The organism is Mycobacterium kyorinense, assembly GCF_001672775.1.
GTDB lineage: Bacteria > Actinomycetota > Actinomycetes > Mycobacteriales > Mycobacteriaceae > Mycobacterium > Mycobacterium kyorinense_A.
Window position 1 is genome coordinate 1 of sequence record NZ_LZKJ01000036.1, and the last position, 25,584, is coordinate 25,584.

24 protein-coding genes and 1 pseudogene are annotated in these 25,584 nt (G+C 64.3%); 3 read left to right on the top strand and 22 right to left on the bottom strand.

Annotation, left to right across the window (positions count from 1 at the left end; all coding sequences use genetic code 11):
• From A5707_RS24310 to A5707_RS02725, 6 genes and pseudogenes are all read right to left on the bottom strand, one after another.
• Positions 1 to 122, bottom strand: a pseudogene (locus A5707_RS24310) (antitermination regulator); the annotation flags it as partial.
• 160 nt (positions 123 to 282) lie between these two features.
• Entirely contained in the window at positions 283 to 945 is a 663-nt protein-coding gene (tenA, locus tag A5707_RS02705) for a thiaminase II (RefSeq protein WP_065012988.1), read from the bottom strand.
• Complete coding sequence (locus A5707_RS02710; RefSeq protein ID WP_065012989.1) at positions 945 to 1,331, bottom strand: NYN domain-containing protein; 387 nt, start codon at positions 1,329 to 1,331, stop codon at positions 945 to 947. Before A5707_RS02710 ends, tenA begins: the two co-directional genes overlap by 1 nt.
• Positions 1,332 to 1,356: 25 nt before the next feature.
• Positions 1,357 to 3,186 (bottom strand): fatty acyl-AMP ligase, encoded by a 1,830-nt coding sequence (locus tag A5707_RS02715; protein WP_065012990.1) that lies wholly within the window; start codon positions 3,184 to 3,186, stop codon positions 1,357 to 1,359.
• 59 nt (positions 3,187 to 3,245) lie between these two features.
• On the bottom strand, positions 3,246 to 3,626 hold the full coding sequence (locus A5707_RS02720; RefSeq protein WP_065012991.1) for a hypothetical protein: 381 nt from the start codon (positions 3,624 to 3,626) through the stop codon (positions 3,246 to 3,248).
• A gap of 107 nt (positions 3,627 to 3,733) precedes the next feature.
• Entirely contained in the window at positions 3,734 to 4,516 is a 783-nt protein-coding gene (locus A5707_RS02725; RefSeq protein WP_065012992.1) for a hypothetical protein, read from the bottom strand.
• Positions 4,517 to 4,610: 94 nt separating this feature from the next.
• Between A5707_RS02725 and A5707_RS24315 the strand changes: the two genes are divergently transcribed.
• Positions 4,611 to 5,135, top strand: coding sequence for a hypothetical protein (locus A5707_RS24315; protein WP_065012993.1), 525 nt, complete (start codon positions 4,611 to 4,613; stop codon positions 5,133 to 5,135).
• Here the strand turns inward: A5707_RS24315 and A5707_RS02735 are convergent.
• A complete protein-coding gene (locus A5707_RS02735; RefSeq protein ID WP_065012994.1) occupies positions 5,132 to 6,154 on the bottom strand; it encodes an NADP-dependent oxidoreductase in 1,023 nt (340 codons plus the stop codon). The two genes, A5707_RS24315 and A5707_RS02735, sit on opposite strands and share 4 nt — an antisense overlap.
• Positions 6,155 to 6,511: 357 nt before the next feature.
• Here A5707_RS02735 and aceA point away from each other — a divergent pair, with 357 nt between their 5' ends.
• A complete protein-coding gene (aceA, locus tag A5707_RS24820) occupies positions 6,512 to 8,812 on the top strand; it encodes an isocitrate lyase ICL2 (RefSeq protein WP_065012995.1) in 2,301 nt (766 codons plus the stop codon).
• Between the two features lie 97 nt (positions 8,813 to 8,909).
• Here aceA and A5707_RS02745 read toward each other — a convergent pair whose 3' ends face one another.
• From A5707_RS02745 to A5707_RS02760, 5 genes are all read right to left on the bottom strand, one after another.
• On the bottom strand, positions 8,910 to 10,073 hold the full coding sequence (locus tag A5707_RS02745) for an LLM class flavin-dependent oxidoreductase (protein WP_065012996.1): 1,164 nt from the start codon (positions 10,071 to 10,073) through the stop codon (positions 8,910 to 8,912).
• Between the two features lie 113 nt (positions 10,074 to 10,186).
• Positions 10,187 to 10,624: a hypothetical protein gene (locus A5707_RS23670; RefSeq protein WP_156657499.1), complete on the bottom strand. Its 438-nt coding sequence runs from the start codon at positions 10,622 to 10,624 to the stop codon at positions 10,187 to 10,189.
• A 150-nt stretch (positions 10,625 to 10,774) separates the two neighbouring features.
• Positions 10,775 to 11,236 carry a nuclear transport factor 2 family protein gene (locus A5707_RS02750; RefSeq protein WP_065012997.1) on the bottom strand — a complete coding sequence of 154 codons (462 nt, stop codon included), beginning with the start codon at positions 11,234 to 11,236 and terminating at the stop codon, positions 10,775 to 10,777.
• Positions 11,233 to 11,733, bottom strand: a complete 501-nt coding sequence (locus tag A5707_RS02755) for a nuclear transport factor 2 family protein (protein ID WP_065012998.1) — start codon at positions 11,731 to 11,733, stop codon at positions 11,233 to 11,235. The genes A5707_RS02750 and A5707_RS02755 overlap by 4 nt, the downstream gene beginning before the upstream one ends.
• A gap of 29 nt (positions 11,734 to 11,762) precedes the next feature.
• The gene (locus A5707_RS02760) at positions 11,763 to 12,650 is read right to left on the bottom strand and encodes a class I SAM-dependent methyltransferase (RefSeq protein WP_065012999.1); all 888 of its coding nucleotides are present in this window, start codon (positions 12,648 to 12,650) and stop codon (positions 11,763 to 11,765) included.
• A 48-nt stretch (positions 12,651 to 12,698) separates the two neighbouring features.
• Here A5707_RS02760 and A5707_RS02765 point away from each other — a divergent pair, with 48 nt between their 5' ends.
• The gene (locus A5707_RS02765; RefSeq protein WP_065013000.1) at positions 12,699 to 14,102 is read left to right on the top strand and encodes a PLP-dependent aminotransferase family protein; all 1,404 of its coding nucleotides are present in this window, start codon (positions 12,699 to 12,701) and stop codon (positions 14,100 to 14,102) included.
• A gap of 47 nt (positions 14,103 to 14,149) precedes the next feature.
• Here A5707_RS02765 and A5707_RS02770 read toward each other — a convergent pair whose 3' ends face one another.
• The 10 genes from A5707_RS02770 to A5707_RS23000 form a co-directional block, all read right to left on the bottom strand.
• Positions 14,150 to 14,578, bottom strand: a complete 429-nt coding sequence (locus tag A5707_RS02770; protein WP_065013001.1) for a tautomerase family protein — start codon at positions 14,576 to 14,578, stop codon at positions 14,150 to 14,152.
• Between the two features lie 212 nt (positions 14,579 to 14,790).
• Entirely contained in the window at positions 14,791 to 17,583 is a 2,793-nt protein-coding gene (locus A5707_RS02775; RefSeq protein ID WP_082969210.1) for an ATP-binding protein, read from the bottom strand.
• Between the two features lie 89 nt (positions 17,584 to 17,672).
• Positions 17,673 to 18,674, bottom strand: a complete 1,002-nt coding sequence (locus A5707_RS02780) for an LLM class flavin-dependent oxidoreductase (RefSeq protein ID WP_065013002.1) — start codon at positions 18,672 to 18,674, stop codon at positions 17,673 to 17,675.
• Positions 18,675 to 18,827: 153 nt separating this feature from the next.
• Positions 18,828 to 20,426, bottom strand: coding sequence for a UbiD family decarboxylase (locus tag A5707_RS02785; protein WP_065013003.1), 1,599 nt, complete (start codon positions 20,424 to 20,426; stop codon positions 18,828 to 18,830).
• A gap of 10 nt (positions 20,427 to 20,436) precedes the next feature.
• Positions 20,437 to 21,036, bottom strand: a complete 600-nt coding sequence (locus A5707_RS02790; RefSeq protein WP_065013004.1) for a UbiX family flavin prenyltransferase — start codon at positions 21,034 to 21,036, stop codon at positions 20,437 to 20,439.
• Between the two features lie 89 nt (positions 21,037 to 21,125).
• Complete coding sequence (locus A5707_RS02795; RefSeq protein WP_065013005.1) at positions 21,126 to 21,626, bottom strand: Dps family protein; 501 nt, start codon at positions 21,624 to 21,626, stop codon at positions 21,126 to 21,128.
• A gap of 16 nt (positions 21,627 to 21,642) precedes the next feature.
• Positions 21,643 to 22,260, bottom strand: coding sequence for an NAD(P)H-dependent oxidoreductase (locus A5707_RS02800; RefSeq protein ID WP_065013006.1), 618 nt, complete (start codon positions 22,258 to 22,260; stop codon positions 21,643 to 21,645).
• A 283-nt stretch (positions 22,261 to 22,543) separates the two neighbouring features.
• On the bottom strand, positions 22,544 to 23,449 hold the full coding sequence (locus A5707_RS02805; protein WP_065013029.1) for an SAM-dependent methyltransferase: 906 nt from the start codon (positions 23,447 to 23,449) through the stop codon (positions 22,544 to 22,546).
• A gap of 77 nt (positions 23,450 to 23,526) precedes the next feature.
• Positions 23,527 to 24,960: an FAD-dependent oxidoreductase gene (locus tag A5707_RS02810; protein ID WP_331713110.1), complete on the bottom strand. Its 1,434-nt coding sequence runs from the start codon at positions 24,958 to 24,960 to the stop codon at positions 23,527 to 23,529.
• Between the two features lie 66 nt (positions 24,961 to 25,026).
• Positions 25,027 to 25,488 (bottom strand): cupin domain-containing protein, encoded by a 462-nt coding sequence (locus A5707_RS23000; RefSeq protein WP_232000603.1) that lies wholly within the window; start codon positions 25,486 to 25,488, stop codon positions 25,027 to 25,029.
• Between the last annotated feature and the right edge of the window lie 96 nt (positions 25,489 to 25,584).

Below are 25,584 nucleotides of genomic sequence, written 5' to 3' on the forward strand. Positions count from 1 at the left end.
TCGTGCAGAGCCGTCTCCGACGTGCACCGGCGAAGACCGATCAGAATGCCCTGTGCCGTGTCGAGGATCCGGCCGCTCTGCAGATCAGAAGACATTTGGGGGTGAGCCCAGTTCGTCATCATGCCGTGCTTGCCTCCTGTTGAACCGTTACTGCTTGGCGCAAGCTACGCGCGCACGTCGCTCTTGCACCGTGTGCCATGATTTGTGCCGCTGCTGCCGCTGCGCCAGATCAACGTTCGCATCGGTATATAGCTGTGATCGTCTTGAGACGTACCGGCGGCATCAGACAGGCCACACCTCGCGCCGCCAGGCGGCGTCCCAGAACATCCACTCGTAGCGGGCGGTCGTGGCGAAATGTGCCCGGGCGCAGGCTTCTTCGGTAGCGCACAGGGCCTGGCCGACGTCGTCGGCCAGCGCGAGCACTTCGGCGACGGTGGTCCGATACTCGTCGTCGGCATAAGTGTCGATCCAGCGCTGATAGCGCGGATCCGGTGAGCCGCGCTTGACCAACTCGCCCCCTACCTCGGCATAGATCCAGTAGCACGGCAGCACTGCGGCGAACCCCTCGGCGAAGGTGCCGCCGTAGGCGGTGGCCAATAGATAGCTGGTGTAGGCGCGGGTCGTCGGTGCGACCGGCATGGCGTCGAGGTTCCGGACGCCCAGCTCGGGCAACAGCGATTCGTGCAGGGCGAGCTCGACCTCGACGATGCCCGCGGCGTGCCGCGCGAACATGCCGACACGATCGTATGTGGGCGCCTTGCTGCCAACGATGGTCAGCGTGCGGGCGAAGTCGTGCAGGTAGTGCGCGTCCTGGGCGACGTAGTGGGCAAAGATGTCCGGGTCAAGGCGGCCGTCGGTAAGGCCGGTCAGGAACGGGTGCTCCAGGATCGCCGCATAGGTACCGGCCGCCTCGGCCCACAGCCTGTCCGTCCAACCATTTCGCATCACGGCCCCGATTCGGGTGGGTCAATGAGTCTGCGGAAACTCGCGGCCGGGAAGACAGATGCCCCTGAGCTATGGACGCGATCGGCCAGCGCGATGTCTGATGTCACGACATTGATTTCGTGCGGTTGACCATTGGCTCGGACCAGTCGGACGATCTCGTCGTCACCGGAATTCGCGGCTGCTTTGGGTGCGTGGGTTACCTCGATCACCGATGAGCGAATCGGCGGTGTGGTCGGCCGCTCGAAGACCACGGTCACCTGGTGGCCTTCCGTCGATGCCCAGTGCTCGAGCAACTCCACGAGCCGGGTCATCGCCCGGGGACGGTCCTTCCACCAGCCGTCCGGGCGACTCCCGATCACGTTCATGGCGTCGACGATCCACCGCACCTGTCCGACGGTACGGGCAAAGGCTCTAGTGCACACCCCATGCGCCGCTGAGGTATTCAGCCCGGCAGGCTCGTCGAGCCAGCTTGCCGCTGGTCGTGCGCGGGATGGCACCCGCTGGAAGTAAGCGCACATCGGCGGCGGACAGCCCATGATGGTCTGATACCGCCGCCCTGATCGCCTCGACAGCCGGCTGCGGATCAGCGCGGCTGGTTCCGGTTGCGCGTTCGGCGATGATCACCAGGCGTGGGTTGGTGTCGCCGGTATCGGACCCCGGCAATTCGTTGGCCGGCGCGGTAAATGCTGCGACATAGCCACGCCGCACCATCGGCGACGACTCCGCGGTGGTGGCCTCGATGTCTTGCGGGTAGTGGTTGCGGCCGTCAATGGTCACCAGGTCCACAATTCTGCCGGTGACATAGAGCTGCCCGTCGAGATACATGCCCAGGTCGCCGGTCCGCAGCCAGGTGCCTTCGATGGGCGAGCCGTCGGCGTGGCTATTGTTTTTGAGCCGCAACTGCAGTTTGGCGCCAAACGCCTGCCGAGTGTCGTTCGGCCGCCCCCAGTAGCCGCGACCAATGTTGTCGCCCTGCAACCAGATTTCGCCGACCTGACCGTCAGGAAGCTCTTCGTCGGTGTCGCGGTCAACGATCACGGCCCACTGGCTGCGAGCGACCCGACCGCACGACACGTGTGCGACGGCGTTCGGGGCGTCCGCCAGCACACGCGCCGCATGGCCGGCGCCCAGTTGCTCGCGGTCGAAGTAGGCAACTGCCGCCTGGGCAGTGGGGTCGATAGTCGAGACGAACAAGGTTGCCTCTGCCATGCCGTAGGAGGGCTTGATCGCCGTAGGTGGCAACCCGTAGGGCGCGAACGCGTCGCGAAATGTGGTTATCGCATTGATACTGACCGGCTCCGACCCGATGATCATCACGACGTTGCTCAAATCGACGTGTTCACCCGGCGCCGGCAGACCGCGCTGCGCGGTCCACTCGTAGGCAAAGTTCGGCGCGGCGGTGACCACCCGCCCGTGCCGTGACTCAGCGGCCAACGCGTGAATCCACCGTTGCGGCCGCCGGACGAAAGCAGCGGGTGACATCAAGGTGGAGTGCCCGCCATACACCGCCGGGAAGCCGATCATCGACAGACCCATGTCGTGGTAGAGCGGTAACCAGCTGACGCCGTGGGTGTTTCGATCAAGCAGGTCGATCGACAGGATCATCTGCAGCAGGTTGGTGCCGACTGCGCGGTGGGTGATTTCCACGCCGACCGGGGGCCGCGTCGAACCGGACGTGTACTGCAGATGCGAGATGTCGTCGAGGCCCAGTTCGACATCCACGAACGTCTGCCCCGCGGAGTCGGGGATCTCGTCGATGACGACAACTTCGGGCCGTCGAAGATGCGAGAGCTTGTGCAGAAACGTCTGGACGGGTTCGATCACCGCCGCCGTCGTGAGGACCACAGCGGGTTGTGAATCACGCAACGCTGTCTCGAGCCGTTCGGCATGGCCGGGCAATTCCGGCGCGAACAACGGCACCGCAATGCTGCCCGCTTTGACCGCGGCGAAGAACCCGGCGACATAGTCGATGCCCTGCGGTGCCAGGATCGCCACCCGATCACCGCACGCGGCCACGTGTTGCAGGCGCGCACTGATGGCTTGCAGTCGGACGCCGAATTGAGACCAGGTCAGTTCGACGGCATGCCCATCGGCGGCGCCGGCATAGTCCAGGTAGCGATATGCCACCGAGTCGCCAACATTGGCGATATTGCGGTCGATCAGTGAGATCAGCGTGATGTCCGGCGGCAACACAATGCCGCCCTGGGCGTCCAGGCAGTCCTCGATCTGTAGCAGCCCCACGCCCCCAGCCTAGGAGCCCGAGCCGTCAACCCCGCTAGCTGTGAGGACCGGTCGGCGCTTCACAACGCCGACTCATGGAGGACCAGACTGATGAAGACGTATGCCATGCACATGAGCAGGTTCATCGAGGCGAGCACCAGGCCCGCGACGATGAGCCACTGAACAGCGCTGCGCCGGCCGCGGGCGACCTTGGCGTGGCGCTGCTGGCGCTCGATCTCCGTTGCGGCCAGCGCGAAATTCACATCGACGTACTCGTCAGAGGCCAACGGCGCACCCGCCGCGATTTCCAGCAGACGCGTCGCCGGGATCCCAACTCCGACACCGGCGAAGCTGCGGCTCATTCGTCGCGCTTGTCGCCGGCTGAGCATTCGGTGCCGCGCGACGTGGCGTTGCGGCGGACTATCCCATTCGTCACCCCAGAGGTTTGACGAGACCGTCATGAGGGATGACTCTAACCGGGTTGGTCCGCAACGGGTTCGTTGCCCGAGGACAAGTCGGGAAAACAGTCGGATCGGTCGACACATCCGCCACTTTGGCGCGCTTCTGTCTAATGGCGCCCCTCGCGAACCTTGTATGTGGCAGGCCACGACTTGCGAGAGTCGTCTCCCACCAGGGGGGTGCCCAGGCCGCCGACCTTGACGTCGTAGGCCTCCTTACCGGAACCGACTTCGCGGTTGGCGTGCTGTTGGGCCAGGTAGTACAGCTCATCGATGGTGGCTTCGTCGTAGGCGACGAAGGTGGTTTTACGAGGCGCGTTGTCGACCTCGGTACCCAATCGGTCGGACAGGATTCTCGCCGTCAGCGCCCCCAGGGCCAACAGCGCGAAGGGGATCACCCAGTAGCAGAGGAACGTCGCAGGGGTCTTCGCGTCGAAAAGCGTGGCGTCGCGGTCAACAATCGGCGGAATCAACGCCGACACGGTCATGGCGGCGAAAACCGCGATCCAAATCCACGTCAGCAGCCTGGTGAGGCGACCGAACGGCTCGCTCTTGACCGCATCGGCGGGCTGGTCGATTTCGGCCAGCTCACGCACGAAGGGCTTGCCGACGAGCACACCAACAAGCGCCACCAGGAAGATCCCGGCGCAGCTCAGCGGCTGAATCCATCGCTCCAGGAACGGCTGACCGCAGGTGAACGTCACCACCGCTAACACCAGAAAGATGACGACAGTTCCGATTTCGAACGTGCGCACCGGCATCCGTCGTCCCCACCCGACCAGGGCAGCGACGAGCGCGACGGCCAATCCAACTAGTACGGACGTACCGAACGGCACGTTGCCGACAAGCACCCAAAAGACGATCCACGGCGCAAACCCATACAGAATGCCCACGAGGGGTCAGTGTATGACCAGCCATGAGCGTCCTCCTCGGGCGCGCCGGATATGGTTGGTCGAAGACGAAGCAACTGTGGGGCGGTGACTGTTTATGCGCTACAACCCTCCGCCGAACTGGCCCAAGCCGCCTGAGGGTTGGGTACCGGCACCCGACTGGTCGCCGGACCCTTCCTGGCCATCTCCCCCGCCCGGTTGGAAACTCTGGGTCGAAGATTCCGACGGCCCGCAGCGGGCGAAGTCCGCCCTGAATCGAATTGAGCGAAGCAGCGACGATGTCGAGTACTTTGGCGACGACCGCGCATGGTCAGAGGCTGCCGAACATTCGCCGCCCGCCGAACAACTGAACGCCGAACCGCTGGCCTCCTCGTCGCGGCCCGTGGAGGTCGCGCCCGAGGACTTGTCGGTGCATCATCTCGGGCGTCCCGCGGCGATCAGGTGGGACGATGAACACAGGTACGACATCGGGACGATAATGGCGATCTCGTCAAATCCAGAGGCGATCAGCGTCAAACTCGCCGGACTCGAGTCGCCGATTTCGTTCGTACGAGACGGTCCGCGCCGCAACACTGTCAATCCCCGCCTCCACGTGTGGATTTCCGGCGAGAGCGACAGCTAGGGCGCAGTCGGCTCGCTGATCTTCACCAGCATCTTGCCGATGTTGGCCCCGGTGAACAGACCGTTGAGCGCGTCGACGCACGACTCGATGCCGTGGCACACCGTCTCGCGGTGCGCGAGCCGTCCCTCCTGCTCCCAGCGGCGAAGGTCAGCGAACGCGTCGTCGAAGCGGCCCCACATGTCGAGAGCGTTGAATCCTTGCATGCGGGCAGTTTTCGCCAGCAGGTTCACGTAGTTGGCTGGACCAGGATGCTCGCCCGTCAGGTAGCTGGAGATGACGCCGCACAACACGACCCGCGCCTTGTGGGCCAGCCGGCCCAGCACGGCATCGAGGATCCAACCGCCGACGTTGTCGAAGTAGACGTTCACGCCCTGGGGACAGTGCTTTTTGAGTGCGGCCGGCAACTCGCCGTCCTTATAGTCGATACACGCGTCGAATCCGAAATCCTCGACTACCGCGCGGCACTTCACCGGGCCGCCCGCGATGCCCACCACGCGAGCACCGGCGATTTTGGCGATCTGGCCGGCCACCGAGCCGGTGGCGCCCGCCGCGGCCGAGACCACCACTGTCTCTCCCGGCTGGGGCCGGCCGATGTCGGTCATCCCGAAGTAGGCGGTGGCGCCGGTGGGGCCGTAGACCGACATCACCGCCAACTGGTCGACCGCCGGGCCGGGAACAGGTGTGGTGAACACGTCGTCTCGGATGATGACGTATTCCTGGAAGCCCGACAGCGTGGTGACCACATCGCCGACCGCGTATGCGTCGCAGCGTGACGCCACCACCTCGCCGATCCCGGCTGCCCGGATCACCTCCCCGAGCTGCACCGGCGGCAGGTAGCCCGGCTGGTCGTTGAGCCAGGTCCGCACCGCCGCGTCGATTCCGACGTAGGTGTTGCGGACCAGCGCCTCACCGTCGGCGGGTTCGGGCGCCGGCGTGGTGACCAATTCTGTGTCGCTGGGCTGTACCAGCCCGCTCGGGCGGCGACGCAGCAGGATCTGGCGGTTGGTGAGGTCGGGCACGCTGTGAACCTACCGAAGGCGGTGGCCGCCGCGGCACCCGAACCACGATCAGCAACCCAGAATTTCGTCGTTTTGCTGCACTGACGGCGGGGTATTGCGAGCAGGAATGAACGACATCGGACCATCTCACGCGGACCAGTGGGGCGCTGCGCACCCGAGATCGCTCGAGCGGCATTACGAGGGGTATCCACTTGTCTGCCAAGCGGTTTGGGCCCCAAGAAGCAGTGGAGCCGATCCCGTCGCGACCGCCATGACCCAGGCACACAGACGGGTCTCACCGAAACAATCGCACCACAATCCACCCGGGATAGACTTCAATCGTCGGGGGGAATCGCGCTGGACAGGAGCGTAAAAACCATGGCCACCACAATCGAGACGGACACCGAGACCCGCTCACCGTTCGAGCAGGACATCGCCGCTACGCAGCGATACTTCGACAGTCCGCGGTTCGAGGGAATCATTCGGCTCTACACGGCCCGTCAGGTCGTCGAGCAGCGCGGCACGATCCCCGCCGACTACATCGTGGCACGAGAGGCGGCCACGGCGTTTTACCAGCGCCTGCGCGAGTTATTCGCCGAACACAAGAGCATCACCACCTTCGGCCCCTACTCGCCGGGGCAAGCGGTGACCATGAAGCGGATGGGCATCGAGGGGATCTACCTCGGTGGGTGGGCGACATCGGCGAAGGGGTCCACGGCCGAAGACCCCGGGCCGGATCTGGCCAGTTATCCCCTGAGCCAGGTTCCCGAAGAGGCCGCCGGGCTGGTGCGCGCCCTGCTGACCGCCGACCGCAATCAGCAGTACCTGCGTCAACGGATGAGCGAGGAAGAACGTGCGTCCTCGCGGGCCGTCGACTTCCGGCCATTCATCATCGCCGACGCCGACACCGGCCACGGCGGAGATCCACACGTGCGCAACCTAATTCGCCGCTTCGTCGAGGCCGGGGTGCCCGGATACCACATCGAAGACCAACGTCCCGGCACCAAGAAGTGCGGCCATCAGGGCGGCAAGGTTTTGGTTCCTTCTGACGAACAGATCAAGCGGCTCAACAGCGCACGCTTCCAGCTTGACGTGATGGGCGTGCCGGGGATCATCGTGGCTCGCACAGATGCCGAAGCCGGCAACCTGATCGACAGCCGGGCTGACGAGCGCGACCAGCCGTTCCTACTCGGTGCCACGAACTTGAAGATTCCGTCGTACAAATCGTGCTTCCTGGCGATGATGCGGCGGTTCTACGAGTTGGGCGTCACGGCGATCAACGGTCATTTGCTCTACTCGCTGCCCGACGGCGAGTATGCCGTCGCCGATGCCTGGCTGGAGCGCTACGGCATCTTCGACCTGATCGGCGAGGCGGCCGCGTCCTGGCGGGACGACGGCGACCAATCGATCGACGCGCTCTACGACAAGGTCGAGGCGCGGTTCGTCGATGCCTGGGAAGACGCCGCCGGACTGATGACCTACGGCGAGGCGGTGGCCGAGGTGCTCGAATTCGGCGAGAGTGAGGACGAACCGCGCGACATGAGCGCCGCGGAGTGGCGCGAGTTCGCCGAGCGTGCGTCGCTGTACACCGCCCGGGCCAAGGCCAAGGAGTTGGGCGCCGACGCCAAATGGGACTGCGAGCTGGCCAAGACGCCCGAAGGCTACTACCAGGTCCGCGGCGGCATTCCCTACGCGATCGCCAAGTCACTGGCGGCGGCACCGTTCGCCGATCTGCTCTGGATGGAGACCAAGACCGCAGATCTCGCCGACGCCCGCCAGTTCGCCGAGGCGATCCATGCCGAATTCCCCGACCAGATGTTGGCCTACAACCTCTCTCCCTCGTTCAACTGGGACACCACCGGCATGACTGACGAGGAGATGCAGGCCTTCCCCGAGGAACTCGGCAAAATGGGCTTCGTCTTCAACTTCATCACTTACGGCGGCCACCAGATCGACGGCCTGGCCGCCGAAGAGTTCGCCACCGCCTTGCAACAGGACGGCATGTTGGCGCTCGCTCGTCTCCAGCGGCAGCTGCGCCTGGTCGAATCCCCTTATCGGACGCCGCAAACCCTGGTCGGCGGGCCGCGCAGCGATGCCGCGCTGCTGGCTTCCTCCGGACGCACCGCCACCACCAAGGCGATGGGCAAGGGTTCCACGCAGCACCAGCACCTCGTGCAGACAGAGGTGCCGCGCAAGCTGCTCGAGGAGTGGCTGACGATGTGGAGCGAGCATTACCAGCTCGGTGAGAAGCTGCGCGTGCAGCTACGGCCGCAACGCGCCGGCTCGGAGTTGCTCGAGCTGATCATCTATCGCGATGGCGGCGACGCCGAGGACAAGCTCGCCAACGTGATCTTCGGCCAGTTCCAAGACCGTCATGAAACGACCATCCTCACCGTCCGCGACCAGAACACCTTCGAAGAGAAGTTGCGGCAGAAGCGCCTGATGACCTTGATTCACCTCTGGCTGGTGCACCGCTTCAAAGCCGACTGGGTGCACTATGTCAGCCCCACTGAGGACAACCTGTATCAGACCGAGAAGATGAAGTCGCACGGCATCTTCAGCGACGTCCATCAAGAAGTCGGTGAGATCATCGTCGCCGAAGTGAACCGTCCGCGCATCGAGGAGCTTCTCGCCTCCGATCACGAGGCGTTGCAGCGGCTGATCAGCAAAGACGACTAGGCACTAGGTAACCCGCGAGATTGCACCCAGGGTCGTAAATTCTCGAAAGCCACAACCCTGGACGCAATCTCGCGGCGCTAGCGGAGCTGAAAGTCGGTTAGTCCGAACCGATTTCGTCCTGGTACTTCTTGGTCATGTGGTCGATGGCCTGAAGTTGGGTCTGCGCGAGGTCGTCTCGTACTTCGGTGGCGCGTGCAGCGGCGTCAAGTGTCGGTTGGGCCTGGCCCTGGAAGTGTGGCATCACCTCGGCGGCGAACAACTCGGCGGACCGCTTGGTCGCCGCGGGGTTCGCCCACTCGTGGCCCATCTGCAGCATGCAGCCGAAGCCGCCGGACTGATCCCACAGTCGCTGCACCTGCGCGCGGGCTCGCTCGGGGGTGCCGATCACTCCGGCTCCGTTGTCGTTGATGATGTCGATCATCTCGTCGAGCCGATCCCCGGGCATCGTCATCTGCGGGAAGGCCGCCACTTTTTGGAAATAGTGGAACCACGGCTCGATGCCGAATTTCACGTCGGCGCGGGCTTGTTCGTCGGTCTCGGCGATATGCATCGGCCCGACGAGGCTCCAGTTGGTGCGGTCGACGCGGGTGCCGAAGGCCGCGGCGCGCTCTTCGACGATGCCCCAGTGATAGGCGAGCGCGTCGAAGCCTTCGATCGTCAGCGTCGCGCCGATCGACAGCAGGCCAATGCCGTGCTTGCCGGCCAGCCGTGCGCCGGTCGGCGAGGCGACCGCGGCGACGGCCAGTGGGATCCCGCCGTCGGAGTACGGCGCCAGCTGCAACCGGGCATCGAACAACTCGTGGGTGGCGGTTTTCGCGGTCACCGTCTCCCCCGCCAGCAGACGGACGACGATGTCGAGATTGGTCTCCAACAGCTCGCGGGTGTCGGTCGGGTTGAGGCCGATCATCGCCGAATCGGTGGGCAGCGAGCCCGGCCCCATCCCGCCGATCACCCGGCCGTGCGTGAGGTGATCCAGCAGCATCAGCCGATCGGCAACCCACAGCGGGTTGTGATAGGCCAGCGAGATCACCCCGGTGCCGAACCGGATCCGCTTCGCCCGTTGCGCGGCGGCGGCGATGAAAATCTCCGGCGAGCTGATGATTTCGCTGCCGGCCGAGTGATGCTCGCCGAGCCACACTTCGTCAAAGCCGAGGGCGTCAAGATGCTCGACGAACTCCAGGTCGCGCTGTAGTGCCAGGGTCGGGTTGGTGCCGGCGCGGTGAAACGGTGCGATGAAGTATCCGAACCTCAGCTTGGCCATTGCGGTCCCCTTGCGATCGAGTTGCGGAGAACCTTAGACCGGGCGCCCCGTTTAGGGGACCAAACCTCACCGGCCGGGGGGGGCGACGCAAGCTACCTAGCGTCGGCGTGCGATCACGGCCACCCGCCGCAGCCCACACCGGGCACACAGCCGCCGCCCCCACCGGGGCCGCCGCCGCCGCTAGGCCCACCCGGGATTTGGCCCCAACCGCCGCCGGGTCCGCCGCCGCCGCTAGGCCCGCCCGGGATACCGCCACCGCCGCCGCCGGGTCCGCCGCCGCCGCTAGGCCCGCCGGGGATACCGCCGCCACCGCCGCCGGGTCCACCCCCACCGGTGGGACCACCAGGGACGCCGCCACCGCCGCCGCCGGGTCCGCCGCCCCCGCCGGGCTCACCGGGGGCCGGCGCCGGGGCGACGCTGGTCGTAGTTGTCGTGGTGGTCGTGGTGGTCGTCGTCGGCCCACCTTTTTCGCCCCCGCCACATCCGACCGCGAACGAGAGCATGGCCGCACCGCCGACGAGTGCGATCGCGATTCTAGGTTGGGATTTCATCAGACCCTCACTTTCATCTAGCCGCGCACTGCCATTCAAAAGCTCGCGTGTCTGTACCCCGGATGCGTAACGGCAAAACCTGTTTCGCCAGCGGCTGCAGACGCGTCCGAGCAGCCTATACCGCCCAAGGCAATTCGTCCGGCTGACAGATTAGCGCCGGCGCAGCCTGGCCCACCCGAACGCCAGGGCCATGCCGGGCGAACCCAACAACAGTTGCAAAGCCTGTATCGGATGTACTGCGGACCTGACTTTGAGGTAGCCGTAAAGGCGCTGGTCGATAACTCTGCCTTCGCAGTCGAAGCGCCAGATCTCGATGCCGCAACCGTCGCGACGCCCACCTGGCCCGCCGCGCCACTCGTTGACAATGGTGTCGTCGGTCGCGGCGACCAGGTGCTTTTCGACTCTGAACCGGCGGGCTCGAAACGCCGCGCATGTCCTCGCCCATGAGTCGTGAATTGCTTCGACGCCAACAGATTCCTCGCGCGCACCGTCGCTGATCATCACCGAGCGTGCGTTGGGAGCGAAAATCTCGTAGACCGCGTCGCTGAGGCGTTCGTTGGTGGCACGTTCCACCGATTCCACAAATGCGCGCGCATCCGTTGGTCGCGTCATTGGCTGCCACCGCGCCGTGTCGAACGAACGGCGGCTCTCGTTGCTGTGAAGGCCATTCGGCTGCCTGCACGGAGCAAGGCGATGAATCCTCGGGGCCGCAGCACCGCCCGCGCCATCGGGAGCGGATCGCAATACAAAATTCGTCGTTGCACTCGTCCGGTGGCGTCGAGGTCGTATCGGTCGAGCCCCGGCCAGGAAACCGGTTTGCCGCCGAGAGTTCCGACTATCCGGAATTCGACGTATACGACGTCGTCCGATGACGCAGCCCAATTCACGACGTCGATGTGTAAATCGGGCACCAGGGCGAAGATGCGCCGCCAATAGGCGCTGGCCCGCTCACGACCGTGCACGTCGGGGTGCAGGGGTTGGATGTAGCAGACATCCGGGTGCGTCAAGGCATCCAGTCGTTCGACGGTGGGTGCCGCCCACACCTCCCGAAATTGCTGCACGAAGGCGGCGGCAGGATCTGCGGCAGAAGTCGTGAGTTTGCTTGTCATGTCCCTCATCTCGTGAACCAACGTGCCAATCAGTTCTTTTCGGCAGTCGTGATCGCCAGCCAGTCGTCGCCGGCCAGCCTGCTCAGATGCGCCGGGTCGTAGCGCTGCAAAAGCGAGGAGACCGTCTCGTGTCCGCGACGACTAAAGCCATGGGAAGCCAGCAGCGCCTCCAGACCGGCTTCAGTGAAACCGCTTCGGTACGGCTCTCCGCGCCGCGCGACTGCTCGGGCCACCCGGCGTGCGCTCTTCCACGGAGTCGTTGCGTCGACGACGCCGGCATCGATGTAGTCGACGACGAGCCTGCTGCCAGGGGCGCATAGTGTTTCCAGGTCGGTCAGTACGTGGTCGATCGCCCCGGCGGTCAGGTAGGGACTGACACCGAGCCAGACGATAACACTTGGTCGGGCGGAGTCGAAACCGTAAGTGATCAGCTGCTTCTGGAGGCGGTCCTCTTCGAAATCGCATGGCACCCAGATGGTTTGACTGCATTCCGCAGATGGCAGGTGTCGCTCGGTGATCGGGCGCTTGTCGCTTTGCGTCGCCGGCGCATCGACCTCGAAAATTGCGGCCGTGTTCCTGGCCTTGCGCAAGCTGGTCGTGTCGAATCCGGCGCCGAGCAGCACGATCTGGTCGATGCCGTCGCACATGGCGGCATCGCAGACGTCGTCGGTGTAACGCACCCGCAGCACGATGTGGGCGTGCAGCCCACCCCACAACCGGTCCAAGATCCGGACCGCCGCGCCAGCGGATAACCGGTGCGCCAGTATCGCCCGCAGCAACGGATGGCGAACAAAATGCCGCGAATGCGGGTCATCGAGAAGCCGGCGGCTCGGTGGCTGCATCGATTCCGCTGTGCGCTGGGCAGCATTGAGTTGCGCGGTCAAACTCGCTGTGTGATCAAGACGGCGGCTGGTCACGCATGTGACGCTAAGGCCACCACCGGTTCGGTTGTAAGGTCCAGTTTGATGCCAAGTTCTTGGACCAGTGACTCGGGCGGGATCGACCTGCACCTCGACCTTCCGCCGGTCCGTGGTCGACGTATGGCAGTGGAGCATGCATTGCGGCAGGCCATCCGGGACGGACGGTTGGCGCCGGCCCAGCGGTTGCCGTCGTCTCGCGCGCTTGCTGCTCAACTCGGTCTTGCGCGCGGCACGGTCGTCGAGGCCTATGCACAGCTGGCGGCCGAGGGATATCTGCGCAGCCGCCCCGGCGCTGTTACCGAGGTGGCTCAGGGTCCGGGTCTCCAGCCGCAGCTGGCTTCGGAATCGGCTCCGACGCAGATCGACGCAGATTTCCGGCTGGGGCGCCCCGACCTGAGCATGTTTCCGCGCACCGACTGGCTGCGTGCGCTGCGACGAGCCTTCCAAGTAACGCCGCATGCGGAGCTCGGTCCGCTCGATCCGCGCGGATCGCTGCGTTTGCGCACGGTGCTGGCCGACTACCTGGGCCGCGTGCGCGGAGTACTGACGACTGCCGAGCACATGGTGATATGCAGTGGGTTCACGCAGGGTCTGCGACTCGTGTGCGACGCGCTGGCCGCCGCAGGAGCCCGGGCCGTCGCGTTGGAAAATCCCTGCCTCCCCGACCACCGGGCGACAGTCCTCGCAAGCGGCATCGAGGTCGTCGCACTCGATGTCGACGACAGCGGTGCGCAGCCAGACGGGTTCACAGCGAAACCTGTTGCGGCGGTGGTGCTTACCCCCGCTCATCAGGCCCCGCTAGGCGCGACCCTGGCCGCGCACCGGCGTGCCGAGTTCGTCCGGATCGCCGCCCAGCGGGGCGCCTACGTGGTCGAAGACGACTACGACGGGGAGTTCCGCTATGACCGCCACCCTGTCGGCTCGCTGCAGGGACTCGCTCCCGAGCAGGTCATCTATGCCGGCAGCGCGAGTAAGAGCCTGGCCCCCGGAGTCCGGCTGGGCTGGCTTGCGGTTCCCGGCGAGCTGCTCGACGCGGTCATCGAAGCCAAGCGCCGCGCGGATCGCGGCACCGACATCCTGGCTCAATTAGCGTTCGCGGAGTTGATCGAGTCGGGGCAGCTCGACCGGCACATTCGCCGGATGCGCCGACGCTACCAGCACCGCCGGGACGCGTTGATCGCCACCCTCGAGCGGTATGCGCCTGCGATGCCGGTGCATGGCGTTGCCGCAGGTCTGCATGCGGTCGTGACACTGCCTGGAGGAATCTCGGAGGCCGATGTCCTGGCTGCCGCCCGCAAGCAACGCATTGCCCTTACCGGGTTGGCGCCGTTCTGGCATTCCCAACATCTCTGTCGCGCAGAAGGTCTCGTGCTCGGCTACGGAACACCGTCAGAGCCGGACTATCCGACGGCGCTCGACCGACTCGGGCAGATATTCGGAGGCTTCTGATTCGACTTCAGTGAGTTGCTGACCGGACCGACAAACATCCACGCGCGTCAAGCCTGCACTCCCAACTCAGCTAGCCTCGCGCGGTTTTCGTCGAACCATTCTTGTTCTTGGCCGGGCTCGGGCAAGACCAGTCCGGCTTCCATGGCGTTTGCTGGATCAGCTTCGCTCAACGCAACGAGAAAATCGGCTTCGGACTGGCCTGTGATACGTGTCCACATCCGCGAGAAGTCTCGGAGCATCGTCTGACGTGTTTCGAGGTCACGCCCTTGGCGGATGAGGCCGGAAAGGAAAGAATGGTTTGACGGTTGGCCGGCAACGAAGTAGTCGCCTTCGGGAATGTCGTGGAACAGAACATTGACGTACAACTCCGGAGCTCCGGTGGCGTTGGTGTGGATGGTGGTGATCTCATCGGCGATTTCAGCTTTCGCCGATTTGGTCAGCAGTCCCTTTCGGCTGTAGCACTGGTAGATGGGCATGGCGTTCCCTTCGGACTTTCGCTCTTTGACTGCTCCCGGCTAACACTGTTACGCATCGCAGCGCTCTTGCTGTTGGCCGCCGCCCGTGCCCGAGCGGTCATTCTTTAGTAGCAATAGCTTCCGATGAATTGAGCGTGGTCGCATCCGCCGAGTGGCCAGTCGGACTGGCCGGGGGGTGATGCAGAGATCGATTCAGCGGATCCCCGCGATGGTCACACAAGCGGTGGTGGATCGTCATTCGGAAGAACTTGGAGAAGCTGGTTGCGTGAGCTGATGGCGAGCTTGGCGAACACCTTGCCCAGATGATACTGAACGGTTCGCGCGCTGATGAATAGCCGCGCACCTATTTCGGGGTTCGACAACCCGTCTCGCGCCAATCCGGCGACCTGGGCTTCCTGCGGTGTGAGCTGTTCGCCGCTCGCGGCGGCTGTGCGCTTGCGGACGGTTCCGCCGATGGCCTGAAGTTCGCGCCTGGCCCGTTCAGCGAATGCACGCATTCCCATTACGTCGAGCATTCCGTGCGCGATGCGCAGTTGCTTCCGCGCGTCCTTGTGCCGGCGCTCCCGCCGCAGCCATTCTCCATAGATCAGATGAGCGCGGGCGAGATCGATGCGCACGCGGCTGCGCTCGAGATGTGTGATCGACTTCTGGTAGAGCCGCTCAGCGGTCTCCCCCTCGGCCAGCAGCGCCTGCGAGCGCGTTTCCGCCCCGAGTGCCCAGTCGGTCTGACTGGCGCGAGTCATCTCTGTGAGCCAGCGGGTTGTTTCGATCGCCTTCTCTCTCATCCCGGTGCGTACGGCCGCCTCGATGAATTCGGCCGCCGCCCAGTTCGCGACGCCAGGGTAACGGACGTCTGGATATTCCTGGTGGTAGAGAGCGCATTCGGCGGCGGCCATTGCCTCCGGGTAGTTGCCCGAGCCGTTGTGGAGCACGGCTCTCGTCCATTCGGCGACGGCTATCGAGATGCCTTCGCCTCGACGGGGCGCCTCTAGGGCGGTCTGCTCGATGAGGGCTGACGTCGCGGCTTTCTCGCCGCGCAACGATGCGAGGTACATGGCGGCGTAGGGTGCAAGGTTGCCCCCGGTGGCTTCCGTCACCGTGTGTTGCTCGTCGACCAACACGCTTGCGGCGGTCAGGTCGCCGACGAACATCAGAATCAGGGCGCGTGTGCTCAGTGCAAGCGGGAGTTCGTTCATGGCGCCGGCGTCCCGAGCCAGTTGCAGATAGCGCGCCGAGAGTCTGTCCCAGTTCTCGTCATCCCACAGGTGCAGCGCCGCCAAGTTGATTAGCCACATCCAACGCAGCTGTTCATCTATCGACATACCGCTGCCGAAGGCAGCCAGTGCGCCGCGCAGGTCTGCCACCGCCGCCGGGTAAGCCTCGACGAAGTTTGCCGCCAATCCGCGCAGGAGGAGGTCGAGCGCACGCGGGCGACCCGCTGGCTGCGGGGCTGCGGAAGCGGCGCGGGCTACTTCGAGTACGCCGCCGCCCGCGGTGGCGAGGCGGCCCGCGAATGCCGCGGCCGAAATGGCCTCCAAGTAGGTCTCCCTGGCGCGATCAGTCTGGATCGGCTCGAACCGCCTCGCCGCCCTGAGCAGCAGCAGCGGGGCGTCACCGCCTCGGCTCGTGGCGAACGCGAGCTGGGCTCGGACGAGGTCGGCGCGAGCATGCTGGAATTCGTTGAGGCGTCCGCGCTCGGCCATGGAAAGCAGATCCAGCGCCGAGTCGAACGCGCCAGCTTCGACTTTGGCTGATGCGGCGGCCAGCGCCCGCTCCATGCGCAGGGCTGGGTCCAGCGTCAACATTGTTGCTCGCTCGTAGAATGCGGCTGCGGCCGCCAGTCCGCCCCGCGCTCGCGCCCGGCCGGCCGAGCGCTCCAACTCCGCAGCGACATCGTCGTCAGGGCCGGGCGCGGCATGGGCGCGGTGCCATGCGCGTCGGTCAGGATCCAATTCGGGGTCGGTAACCTCCGCCAGCGCGCGGTGGGCCTGCTGTCTGGCGTGAAGTGTGGCAGACCGGTAGGCGGCGGAGCGGGCCAGCGGATGGCGGAATCGCACCCGCGTTCCGAACTCGGCCAACCCTGCTTCGATCGCCGGTGTCGCGGCATCGGGATCGATACCCAGTCGCGCGGCCGCTCGCCACAACAGCGTCGGATCGCCCAGCGGCTCGGCCGCCGCCAGCAGCAGCAGGTCGCGGCTCCGATCGGGAAAGGCCTCGACCCAGCGGCGGAAGCTTTCTTCCATCGCCATAGAAAGCCGTGCCGCTCCAGGTAACCCAAACCCGCCGGCCAGTTCATGTACCGTCAGACCTCGTGGCAATTCCAGCAACGCCAGCGGATTGCCCCGTGTCTCGGCGATCAACTGATCGCGCACCCGCTCATCGAGCGGTGCGGTCAGCACCATGTCGAGAAGTGCCCGAGCTTCAACCTCCTTGAGGCCCTTGACCGCTAGGCTCGGCAATACCCTCATGTCAGCATTGGGAGCACGCGTCGCCACGACGAAACCCACCGCCTCGGCGACCAGCCTGCGGGCAACAAATCCAAAGACCTGCGCCGATGCCTGGTCGAGCCATTGCAGGTCATCGACCAAGCACACGAGCGGCTGGGCTTGAGCGACGTCGGAGAACAGGCTCAGAACTGACAACCCGATCAGAAAGCGGTCCGGTACTGGGCCTGTGCTCAGACCCAACGCCGTGCCGAGAGCGTCACGCTGTGGCGGCGGTAGGTAGTCCAGGCGGTGCAGCAACGGCGCGCACAACTGGTGCAGCGCCGCATAGGCGAGCTCCATCTCCGACTCGACGCCGCTAGCACGGATGACACGGCAACCGGCGGCGCGCCCACCGACATACTCCAATAGCGCGGTTTTGCCGACACCAGGTTCACCGTGTATCACCAATGCCCGGCTTTCACCGGCGCGCACCCCGCTGAGAAGCTGGTCCAGTGCGTCGCATTCCGCCTGGCGGCCTATCAGCCTCGCATTGTCCTGAGGCAGAGCCGGTGGCTCCACGGCACCAAACCTAGACGCATCGCCGGGCACAATCTCAGCATCGGCGAAACCCCGCCGCAGCGGCCAGGCGGGTCGCGTTCTGGGGCCTGCTAACCGCGGACAGCAAAGATGAACGTTTTCAGTTCGCGTGCGATGTCGGGGCCTGAGGGCTCAATCATGATTTCGGTGGCACCCGCTTGGGCCATTGCGGCCGCGGCCTTTCCTACCGTGTCGGCGGACCCGGACAGGGTGACTGATGGAATGGAGACGTAGCCGCCGGCGCGCCAGGCCGCCAGGTCGGCGTTGTTCATCTCCACCATGTGGCCCTGGTGAATGTGCAAGTGGCGCAGCGATTCGGGAACCTTCTCGATCACATCAAGCCAGGCGGCCCCGCCGGGCATCTCGCGGACAGCGTCGGCGCCCTGGGCGGTATAGACGAAGTGATACGCCGCCGCCCACGGAGCACCGACGGCCAAGCGGACCCGTTCACCAGCTGGGTCTTCCCCGTCGTCGATGACGGTGCCCATGGTCGCTACGATGGCACGCGCAAAGTTCCGCTGTCCGGGCACGACCTCGAACATAGAGATCAGTCCATCGGCACCGACTCGCTTTGCGACGCCGGCGCCCTTGGGTCCGGTCGCAGCCAGCAACAACGGGATTCGCAGCGGCAGCGCATCCGCTTGCGCCGCGGTGAGCATCAGCTTGATGGCTGTGCCCTCCCAGTCAGCTATCTCTCCGGCCAGCAGGGCTTGGTACGCGCGGATATACGTCTCCATATACGACCATCGAATCGGTGGTTGGCCCATGGCCGCACGGCTAGAGAAACCGGTGCCGAAGGCGGTCACGATGCGCCCAGGCGCCTGTCGATGCAGTGACACGGTCTGTGCGGCGTTGACCAACGGGTGGCGCAGCGTCGGAATCAGCACCGCGGGACCTAGTTCGATCGTCGTGGTCAGCGCGGCGGCGCGGTGCAAGTCCAACCAAACGTCATCACCCTCAAACGGAGTGTCGTACAGATAGGCCCGGCGGTAGCCAAGCTCCTCTGCCGTGGCAATGTGCTCGGCGGACTCGAAAGACGGAGGTAGCGCAACACTTACGTCGATATCGGTCATCGCACGGTCCTCTCTGATAACGCTAGGTGACTCAACGCGCGTTTTAGGGAAACACGCAGGAGTTCCGGCGCAGGTCGGAGCCTGTTGCATCAACGGGTTTGGCGATGCGAACGCGGCTTGGCGCCAGAGACTTTCGACTGTTACCGAAGCGAACTAAGCCTCGGGTAGCCGCTTGCTTAGCTTCTGCAACGTCAGCATTTCGCGTTCCTCATCGTTGAGGTAGGGGATGCCGATCCCGTATTCCGCCCAGCGAGTGGCGATTCGGGATTCCAACTCGGGAGCCAGCCTGTCGGTCGGCGGGAAGCGGCGCCCGCCCCACTCCGGCCTGGGCTCGATCTCCCAGCTTCGGGTGGCGTCGATGAGGACGCGGGTCCATTGGCCGGTGCCGTATTTATTCGTGTCGTTCAACTCCGGCGGGGTCGACGGATCCAGCGATGAGCCGATACCCGGACCAAAGAACGCGATATCGCCGAGGCCGGCGTTGACCCGGTATGACATGGCCCAGTCGAGCGCTACCGGGTCGTGGATGTCGATATCCTCCTCGACGACCATGACGTTCTTGTGAAACCACACTGATCCGCCGGTGCCCCATAGCGCGGAGGCGATCTGGTGCGCGTGGCCGCGGTAACGCTTTTGGATTTGCACGAGAGTGTTTTGACCGTTGGTCACCTCCGTCATCCACACATCGGTAATGCCGCCGATCCCAAGATCGTCGAGCACATTCCAGGTAATCGCCGAGCGTGCAAAGTTGGTGATGCTGTCTTCGTTGAATAGTCCCGGCCGTATCCCTTCGAGGGTGCCCCGAAGCACCGGGTCGTTGCGGTGGGTGATTCGCGTGACCCGCAGAACCGGCGCCGGTGCCGCGCCGCCAAGAAAACCCGGGTATTCCGCAAACGGACCCTCCATGGCGAAGGTCGACGGGTCCGGATCGATGAAGCCCTCAACGACGATCTCTGCGGTGGCCGGAACGTACAACGGCACCGTTTCGCAGGCAACCAGGTCGACCGGGCGGCCGAGAAGGGCCCCCATCATGTCCCATTCACAGATGTTCTTTGGGAATGGGCTGCCCGCACAGAATGGCATGACATCGTGCCAGCCGTAGACGACGGCGACCGGCATCGGCTCTGGCTTGTACCCCTCCATATGGACGCCCCAGCCCTGAGTGGGCACCAGTAGCTTGGCGATCTTGTCGCGGTCAACGATCTGCCCGCGATAAAGGCCAATGTTGTCGCGTCCCGTCACCTTGTCCTCGGTGACCACTCCGCAGAACGTGTCAATGTAGCGACCGCCGTCACCACCGTGCCACTTGGGGACCGGAAGCTCCCATAAATTAATATCGTCGCCTTGGAGGATGTTCTCCTTGACTGGGCCGCTGTCGACGACGCACGGCGGGATGGGTTTCTTGAAGGCTTCTCGAAGGTGGCGCACGATAGCCGAATCGCCGGTGTCTTCGGGCAGTCCCAGCATCAACTGAACCTGGCGCCGGCTGCCGAGTGCTGACGTCAACAGCTTTGTGCACCAGGTGTTCTCGTGGTCAACGATATTCTCGAACAGTAGCCCTGGCCCGCCCAGGGAAAGGTTGGCGCGGGTGATTGCCCCGATCTCCTCATCCCAGTCAACCGAAGCGGTGATGCGGCGCAACTGGCCAGCAGCTTCGAGTGTGGCCAACCAACTCCGCTGATCGGGACCCGTCTCCTGCTCTTTCGGTAGGGTGATGTCCGTGGTTTCCGGCAGGCTGGTACTCGTCGTCACTTTGTTCTCCTCACACGATGGCGGCTAGTTCGCCGTTCACTGAGACCGGGCGCGGATTTTCCTTCCAGCGCTTGATCAGAGAGTGTTCGATTCCGAGTTGATCGATGACGCGGCCGACGACGTAGTCGGTCACCTCGTCGACCGAGACCGGCCGCGCGTAATAGGCCACTGTCGGCGGGAAGATCACGGCACCGGCGCGCGCCAGATAGTGCATGTTCTCCAGGTGGATCTCGCTCAACGGAGCCTCCCGCGCGACCAGAACGAGTTTGCGGCGCTCCTTCAGCGTCACATCGGCAGCGCGGGTGATCAGGTTGTCGCTGAAGCCGATCCTGATGGCGCTCAACGTCTTCATGCTGCACGGACAGACGACCATGCCATCTGTGCGGAACGACCCACTGGAGAGGCTTGCCGCAAGATCGCGGGCACTGTACACGTGCGAAGCCAGAGCGCGGACCTCGTCGACGCTGGTGTCGGTCTCGATCTTGATCGTTGCGCGCGCCCAGTCGCTGAGGATGAGGTGTGTTTCGGCCCCCAGCTGCCCAAGAACTTCCAGTAGACGAATGCCCAGAGCGGCGCCGGTCGCTCCGGTCATGGCAACCACGAAGCGCATCCTCTTCCTCCTTTCAGCGAAATGCCAGTTTTGCTGCACTACTGCCGATTTGGTGTATCTCGGGGTGACGACGGCAGCTGCGCGGGCTCTTAGGCCGTGCCATTTTCCGATTTGAGCATCCACGCTTCTTTCTCTAGATCATCGATGATCGCGTGGAGCAGGTCAGCGGTCGAGGGATCGGCGGCGTCGACGTCGTCGTGCACAGTGCGTATGGTGCCCACGACGGCGTAGATTGCGCTGGTGATCATGTCGACTGTGTCGCTGACGCTGTGCAGGCCTGGCGGTATGGCTGGAACGGTCGTTGTGGCAACGACTGTGTCTGAGCGTCCGTCGGGAACCGCGTCCAGTGCGCGCATACGTTCGGCGATCGTGTCACTGGCGCCACGCGCGATATCGACGATGCCATCCAACTGAAGATGCAGATCGCGGAAGTTCCTTCCGATGAGGTTCCAGTGTGCCTGCTTGCCTTGGAGGTGTAATTCGATCAAGTCGACCAGCACCGTTTGCAGGTCCCCGAACAAGCTGGCCGGAGCCTGGAACGATTCGACCTCGGCGGCGCCGCGGCGGTTTGTCGTGAGTGAAGTTGGCATGACAGGTTTCCTTTGTTCAGTCGCTCAGTGGTTGCGGGGCTCTACGGGGCAGCCCTACTTCTCGTGAGAGTGCGGGCTCGCAACAGGATTGGGCCGCTCCGGCGAGAGCAGCCAGGATGATGGGCAGCTTGCTGATGATTTCCTCGTCGCAGACGGGAGGAGCGTCGGCAAACCGCGTCGCTGCGTGGGGCACCGACAGGGCTATCTCATCGAGGACCGTCGCTCCGGCGGCGCGGGCTACTTTCCTGGCGTCCTCGTGAGCCCATGCCCCGCCGTAGCGCCCACCGGAGGTGCCGACGACGACGACTGGCTTTCCGATGACCGCCGCCCTGTATTGCGGACGGGAAACCCAATCAATCGCGTTCTTCAGCGCGGCCGGGATGGAGCCGTTGTACTCGGGCGTGACCAGCAGCAGCGCATCAGCGGACCGCACGGCGACGCGCAGGTCGTCGGCAGCGGGCGGGATAACGGCGGGCTGATCGAGGTCTTCGTTGTAGAAGGGCACCTCAGCGAGCCCTTCGTAGAGGTCGACGTCGATTCCCTCAGGTGCGAGCTTGATGGCGGCCTCTGCGAGCTGGCGGTTGTAGGAGGCAATCCGCAGGCTCCCCAATAAGGCCAGAATGCGGATGCTCATCCCAGTTTCCTTTCCTGCACAGGGGTTAGTTCGCCGTTCAGTACGAGCTTGCAGCGAAGCGGCCGGGGTCGCATCCGCCGGTGGCTAGCCGAGTGGCCGGCAGTTGGTGCGGTCGCATCGCCGTTGCTCACACAGAAGCGGGCGACCCGATTCAGCTGATCGAACGTCTTACCCAGTCGCTGCTCTTCTTCCCCAATGAGGTTGCAGGGAAGTGCCCCTTGATCGCATCTGCCGATGGTCGGTCGTCTCGGCCAGCATGGTGGCCGGCGCCGTATCCTCAGGGTCAGCGGTTAGTTCGGGCGGCGATAAGGTAATGGAGTGCGTCGTGCCCGCTCAATATGTTGTCCGGGATCTTCGCCGACCCTCCAGCACCGTTTAGCAAATCACCCAAGCCGTAGTCTGTGGTGTGCCAGCCGCGCGCGCGAAGGTACTTTTCGACATCGCTGCGATCGCGGGGATAGGTAAGGTCGCCGAAGTCGACGACGTACCCATGCCGCTTCCAGCTCTCAGCAACGCCCAGCAGATATGAGCCGATGGAGCTTGAGTCATCCGTCAAGTGATCGGCGGTGAATCGGCTGCCCGGTGCACTTAGTGCAGTGAGCTGGTGTAGCAGGCGATTCTGAGCATCGCAAGGCAGATATCCGATCAGCAATCCCTCGGCCAGCCACGCGGTGGGGCTTGAGGGATCAAAACCCGCTTGTCGCAGTGCCGTTGGCCAATCCAGGCGTAGGTCGATGCCAATCGTGCGTAGTTGGGTAGCTGGTGTGGCGCCCATCCGGGTCAGGACCGAGTTCTTGAAATCGATCACCTCGGGTTGGTCGATTTCGTAAACGATGCTGCCGGCCGGCCATTCCAGACGGTAGGCACGCGAGTCCAATCCAGATCCGACGATTACCGCTTGACGGATACCGGCGGATAGCGCGCTGGGGAAGAAGCTATCGAAGAACCGCGCGCGGACGGCAAAATAATGCATCATCCAACCGGTCTCAATATCGGCGAATTCCAACTCGCCACTGGCCAGCCGGGTGAACAGGTCGATACCTGCCGCGTGGACGAGGGGCTCGGCGAACGGGTCATTGATGATTGGATCCGCTTGCCTGCTGGCTGCTGCTCTGGCTGCGGCCACCATGGTTGCCGTCGCGCCCACACTGGTGGCCAGGTTCCATGTGTCGTTGTCACTACGCTGCATTTCGTTTCCTATCTCCGCAAACCGGCGGGTTTGCATGAAATCGCTTGTCTGGCAGCTGCTTCAGCAGCGGCTCGTCTTTAACCGCCGGCAGGCATCGCTTTTTGGTCAGGCTGCTTTTGTGATGCGTTGATGACGCGGATTATCGTTGACGGGCGTAGCAGCCGCGAGGGAGGATCAACCATGCCCATCAACCGCAGGAATTGCTGGACGGCGGCCGGATCGGTTTCGGCGGCGGCCAGCAGCCGATTTAGGTAAGCGTTGCTGATCCGTATGGAAAGTGATGGCCTACCCGGGGTTTGGGGCAGGGCCAGATCAGAGCCCACCGCCGCATGCCAAGCTACGCGGATCTCTTTAGCGGTGGCGTGGAAAAATCGCCGCGGCAAGTTCCGATCGCCGTGCTGCAGGCAGTGTCGCAAAACGATTGCTTCGATTGCGGCCACCGAGATGCCTTGCCCGTAGACAGGATTAAAGCTGCACATTGCGTCACCGACAACGAGCAAGCCATCGGGCGTGCGCGCCAACTTGTCGTAGCGACGCCACCGGTTAGAGGGGAACCGATAGTGGGCGACGTCTGTGAGCGGTTCGGCACAGCGGGCTGCCGTCAGCACATGCGAAGGTGCCATATCAGCCAGGCAGGCGAGCAGGGAGTCGCGATCGCTGGGCGGTGGTTGTCCCGCGATGGGCTGGACGCCGAGCATGTAGGTGTTGTTCTCGCCGGCAACCATCCCGAATCCCATAGGGCGGCTGGACTCGGCGCCGGCGAACGCAAAATACTCGCGCAAGGTCCGCGGCGGTACATGAACCAGCAGGCCGGCGTAGGCAACGCGCACCATCAGTTGGTCTTGTCGTGGAGGACGATAGCCCAGCGCGTCAAGGAACACCGGTGTCCGTGAGCCGCGCCCGGTGGCGTCCACGACCAGATCAGCCGCCAAGGTCTTCTCCGCTCCAGACCTGCGCCGCGCCACCACAACACCGGTCACCCGCTCAGAGTCAGCGCTAGACGCCAACCGCACCGCGTCGTGGCCACCGAGAATCTCCACGTTGGGCATGGAATGGACCCGTCGACGCACACTCCATTCGAGAAATGGCCGGGTGACGTAGTAGGCGGCTACCGACTTCGGGTCGGGTATCGTGCCAGATCGCAAAAGCCGGTGTCCGCCGTACCGCATCCAAAGGCGTGACAGGTCACCGTCGTTCCACACCTGCGCGCCGCCGACCACCAGCTCGTCGAGGAAACCGGGGAACAGCTCACTCATGATCTGGGTGGCGCGCGGGTGTGTAATGTGAGGCAGACCGCCTTGCGGCACTCCTCGCCGGGTCGTCGGTCGGTCGATGAGTATGTCGCGCTCCACAACGGTCACTGTGCGGTAGAAGTCTGCGAGCACCCGGGCCGCGAGCAACCCACTTATGCTCGCCCCCAGAACTATTGCCGCCTCGCCAACTTCACGCATGTCGTCTGCTCGCAGGGGTGAGTCCAACAGCCCTTTGATAGTTATAGTGGGACGGCCCATTGAAGGGCGGTCGTGGATGTGGCCGCACAGCTGCGCATTCGGCGACATCCATGGGCTGGCGCGGGCTCACGCTGTGAACGCCGGTAGCGTTATGCCGACGGCCGCATTTTCCTCTGGTGTCGCCAGTCGATAACCGAAACGGCGTGCGATCTCGGCGAAATGTGCCGTTTCACGAGCACTCGGCGGCGGGGAGCCAAGTGGGCGACCGACTTCCCGAAAGAATCTGCCCATGGTCGCCGTTGTGATGACCAGATCGACAGCGGGTTCGCCGGAGATATTGCGATGAGCATGCGGCGCATCGCCCGCCATGCGGACGTAATCGCCGGCATGGGCATCATGCCATTGCAGACCGCCCCCGCCCTCGACAAGAACTTGGTGGCCACCCGCGAGGATGAAGAAGTCCTCAAAGTCGCCGTGGCTGTGCAGCGGCACTGTAACTCCTGGCGGCACGACCGCACGCATCACACAGATATGCTCGTCGCTTTCCGGCGTCACGAACTCAACGATCGGTCCGAAAACGTCCAGCACCAGGGCTCCTGGGCGGGCACCGAGATGACCAAGGAATGCCCGAGTGGCTTTGGGTGATGTCATTGTCAGCTCCTTTGCGACGCTGGCCTCGGCGGC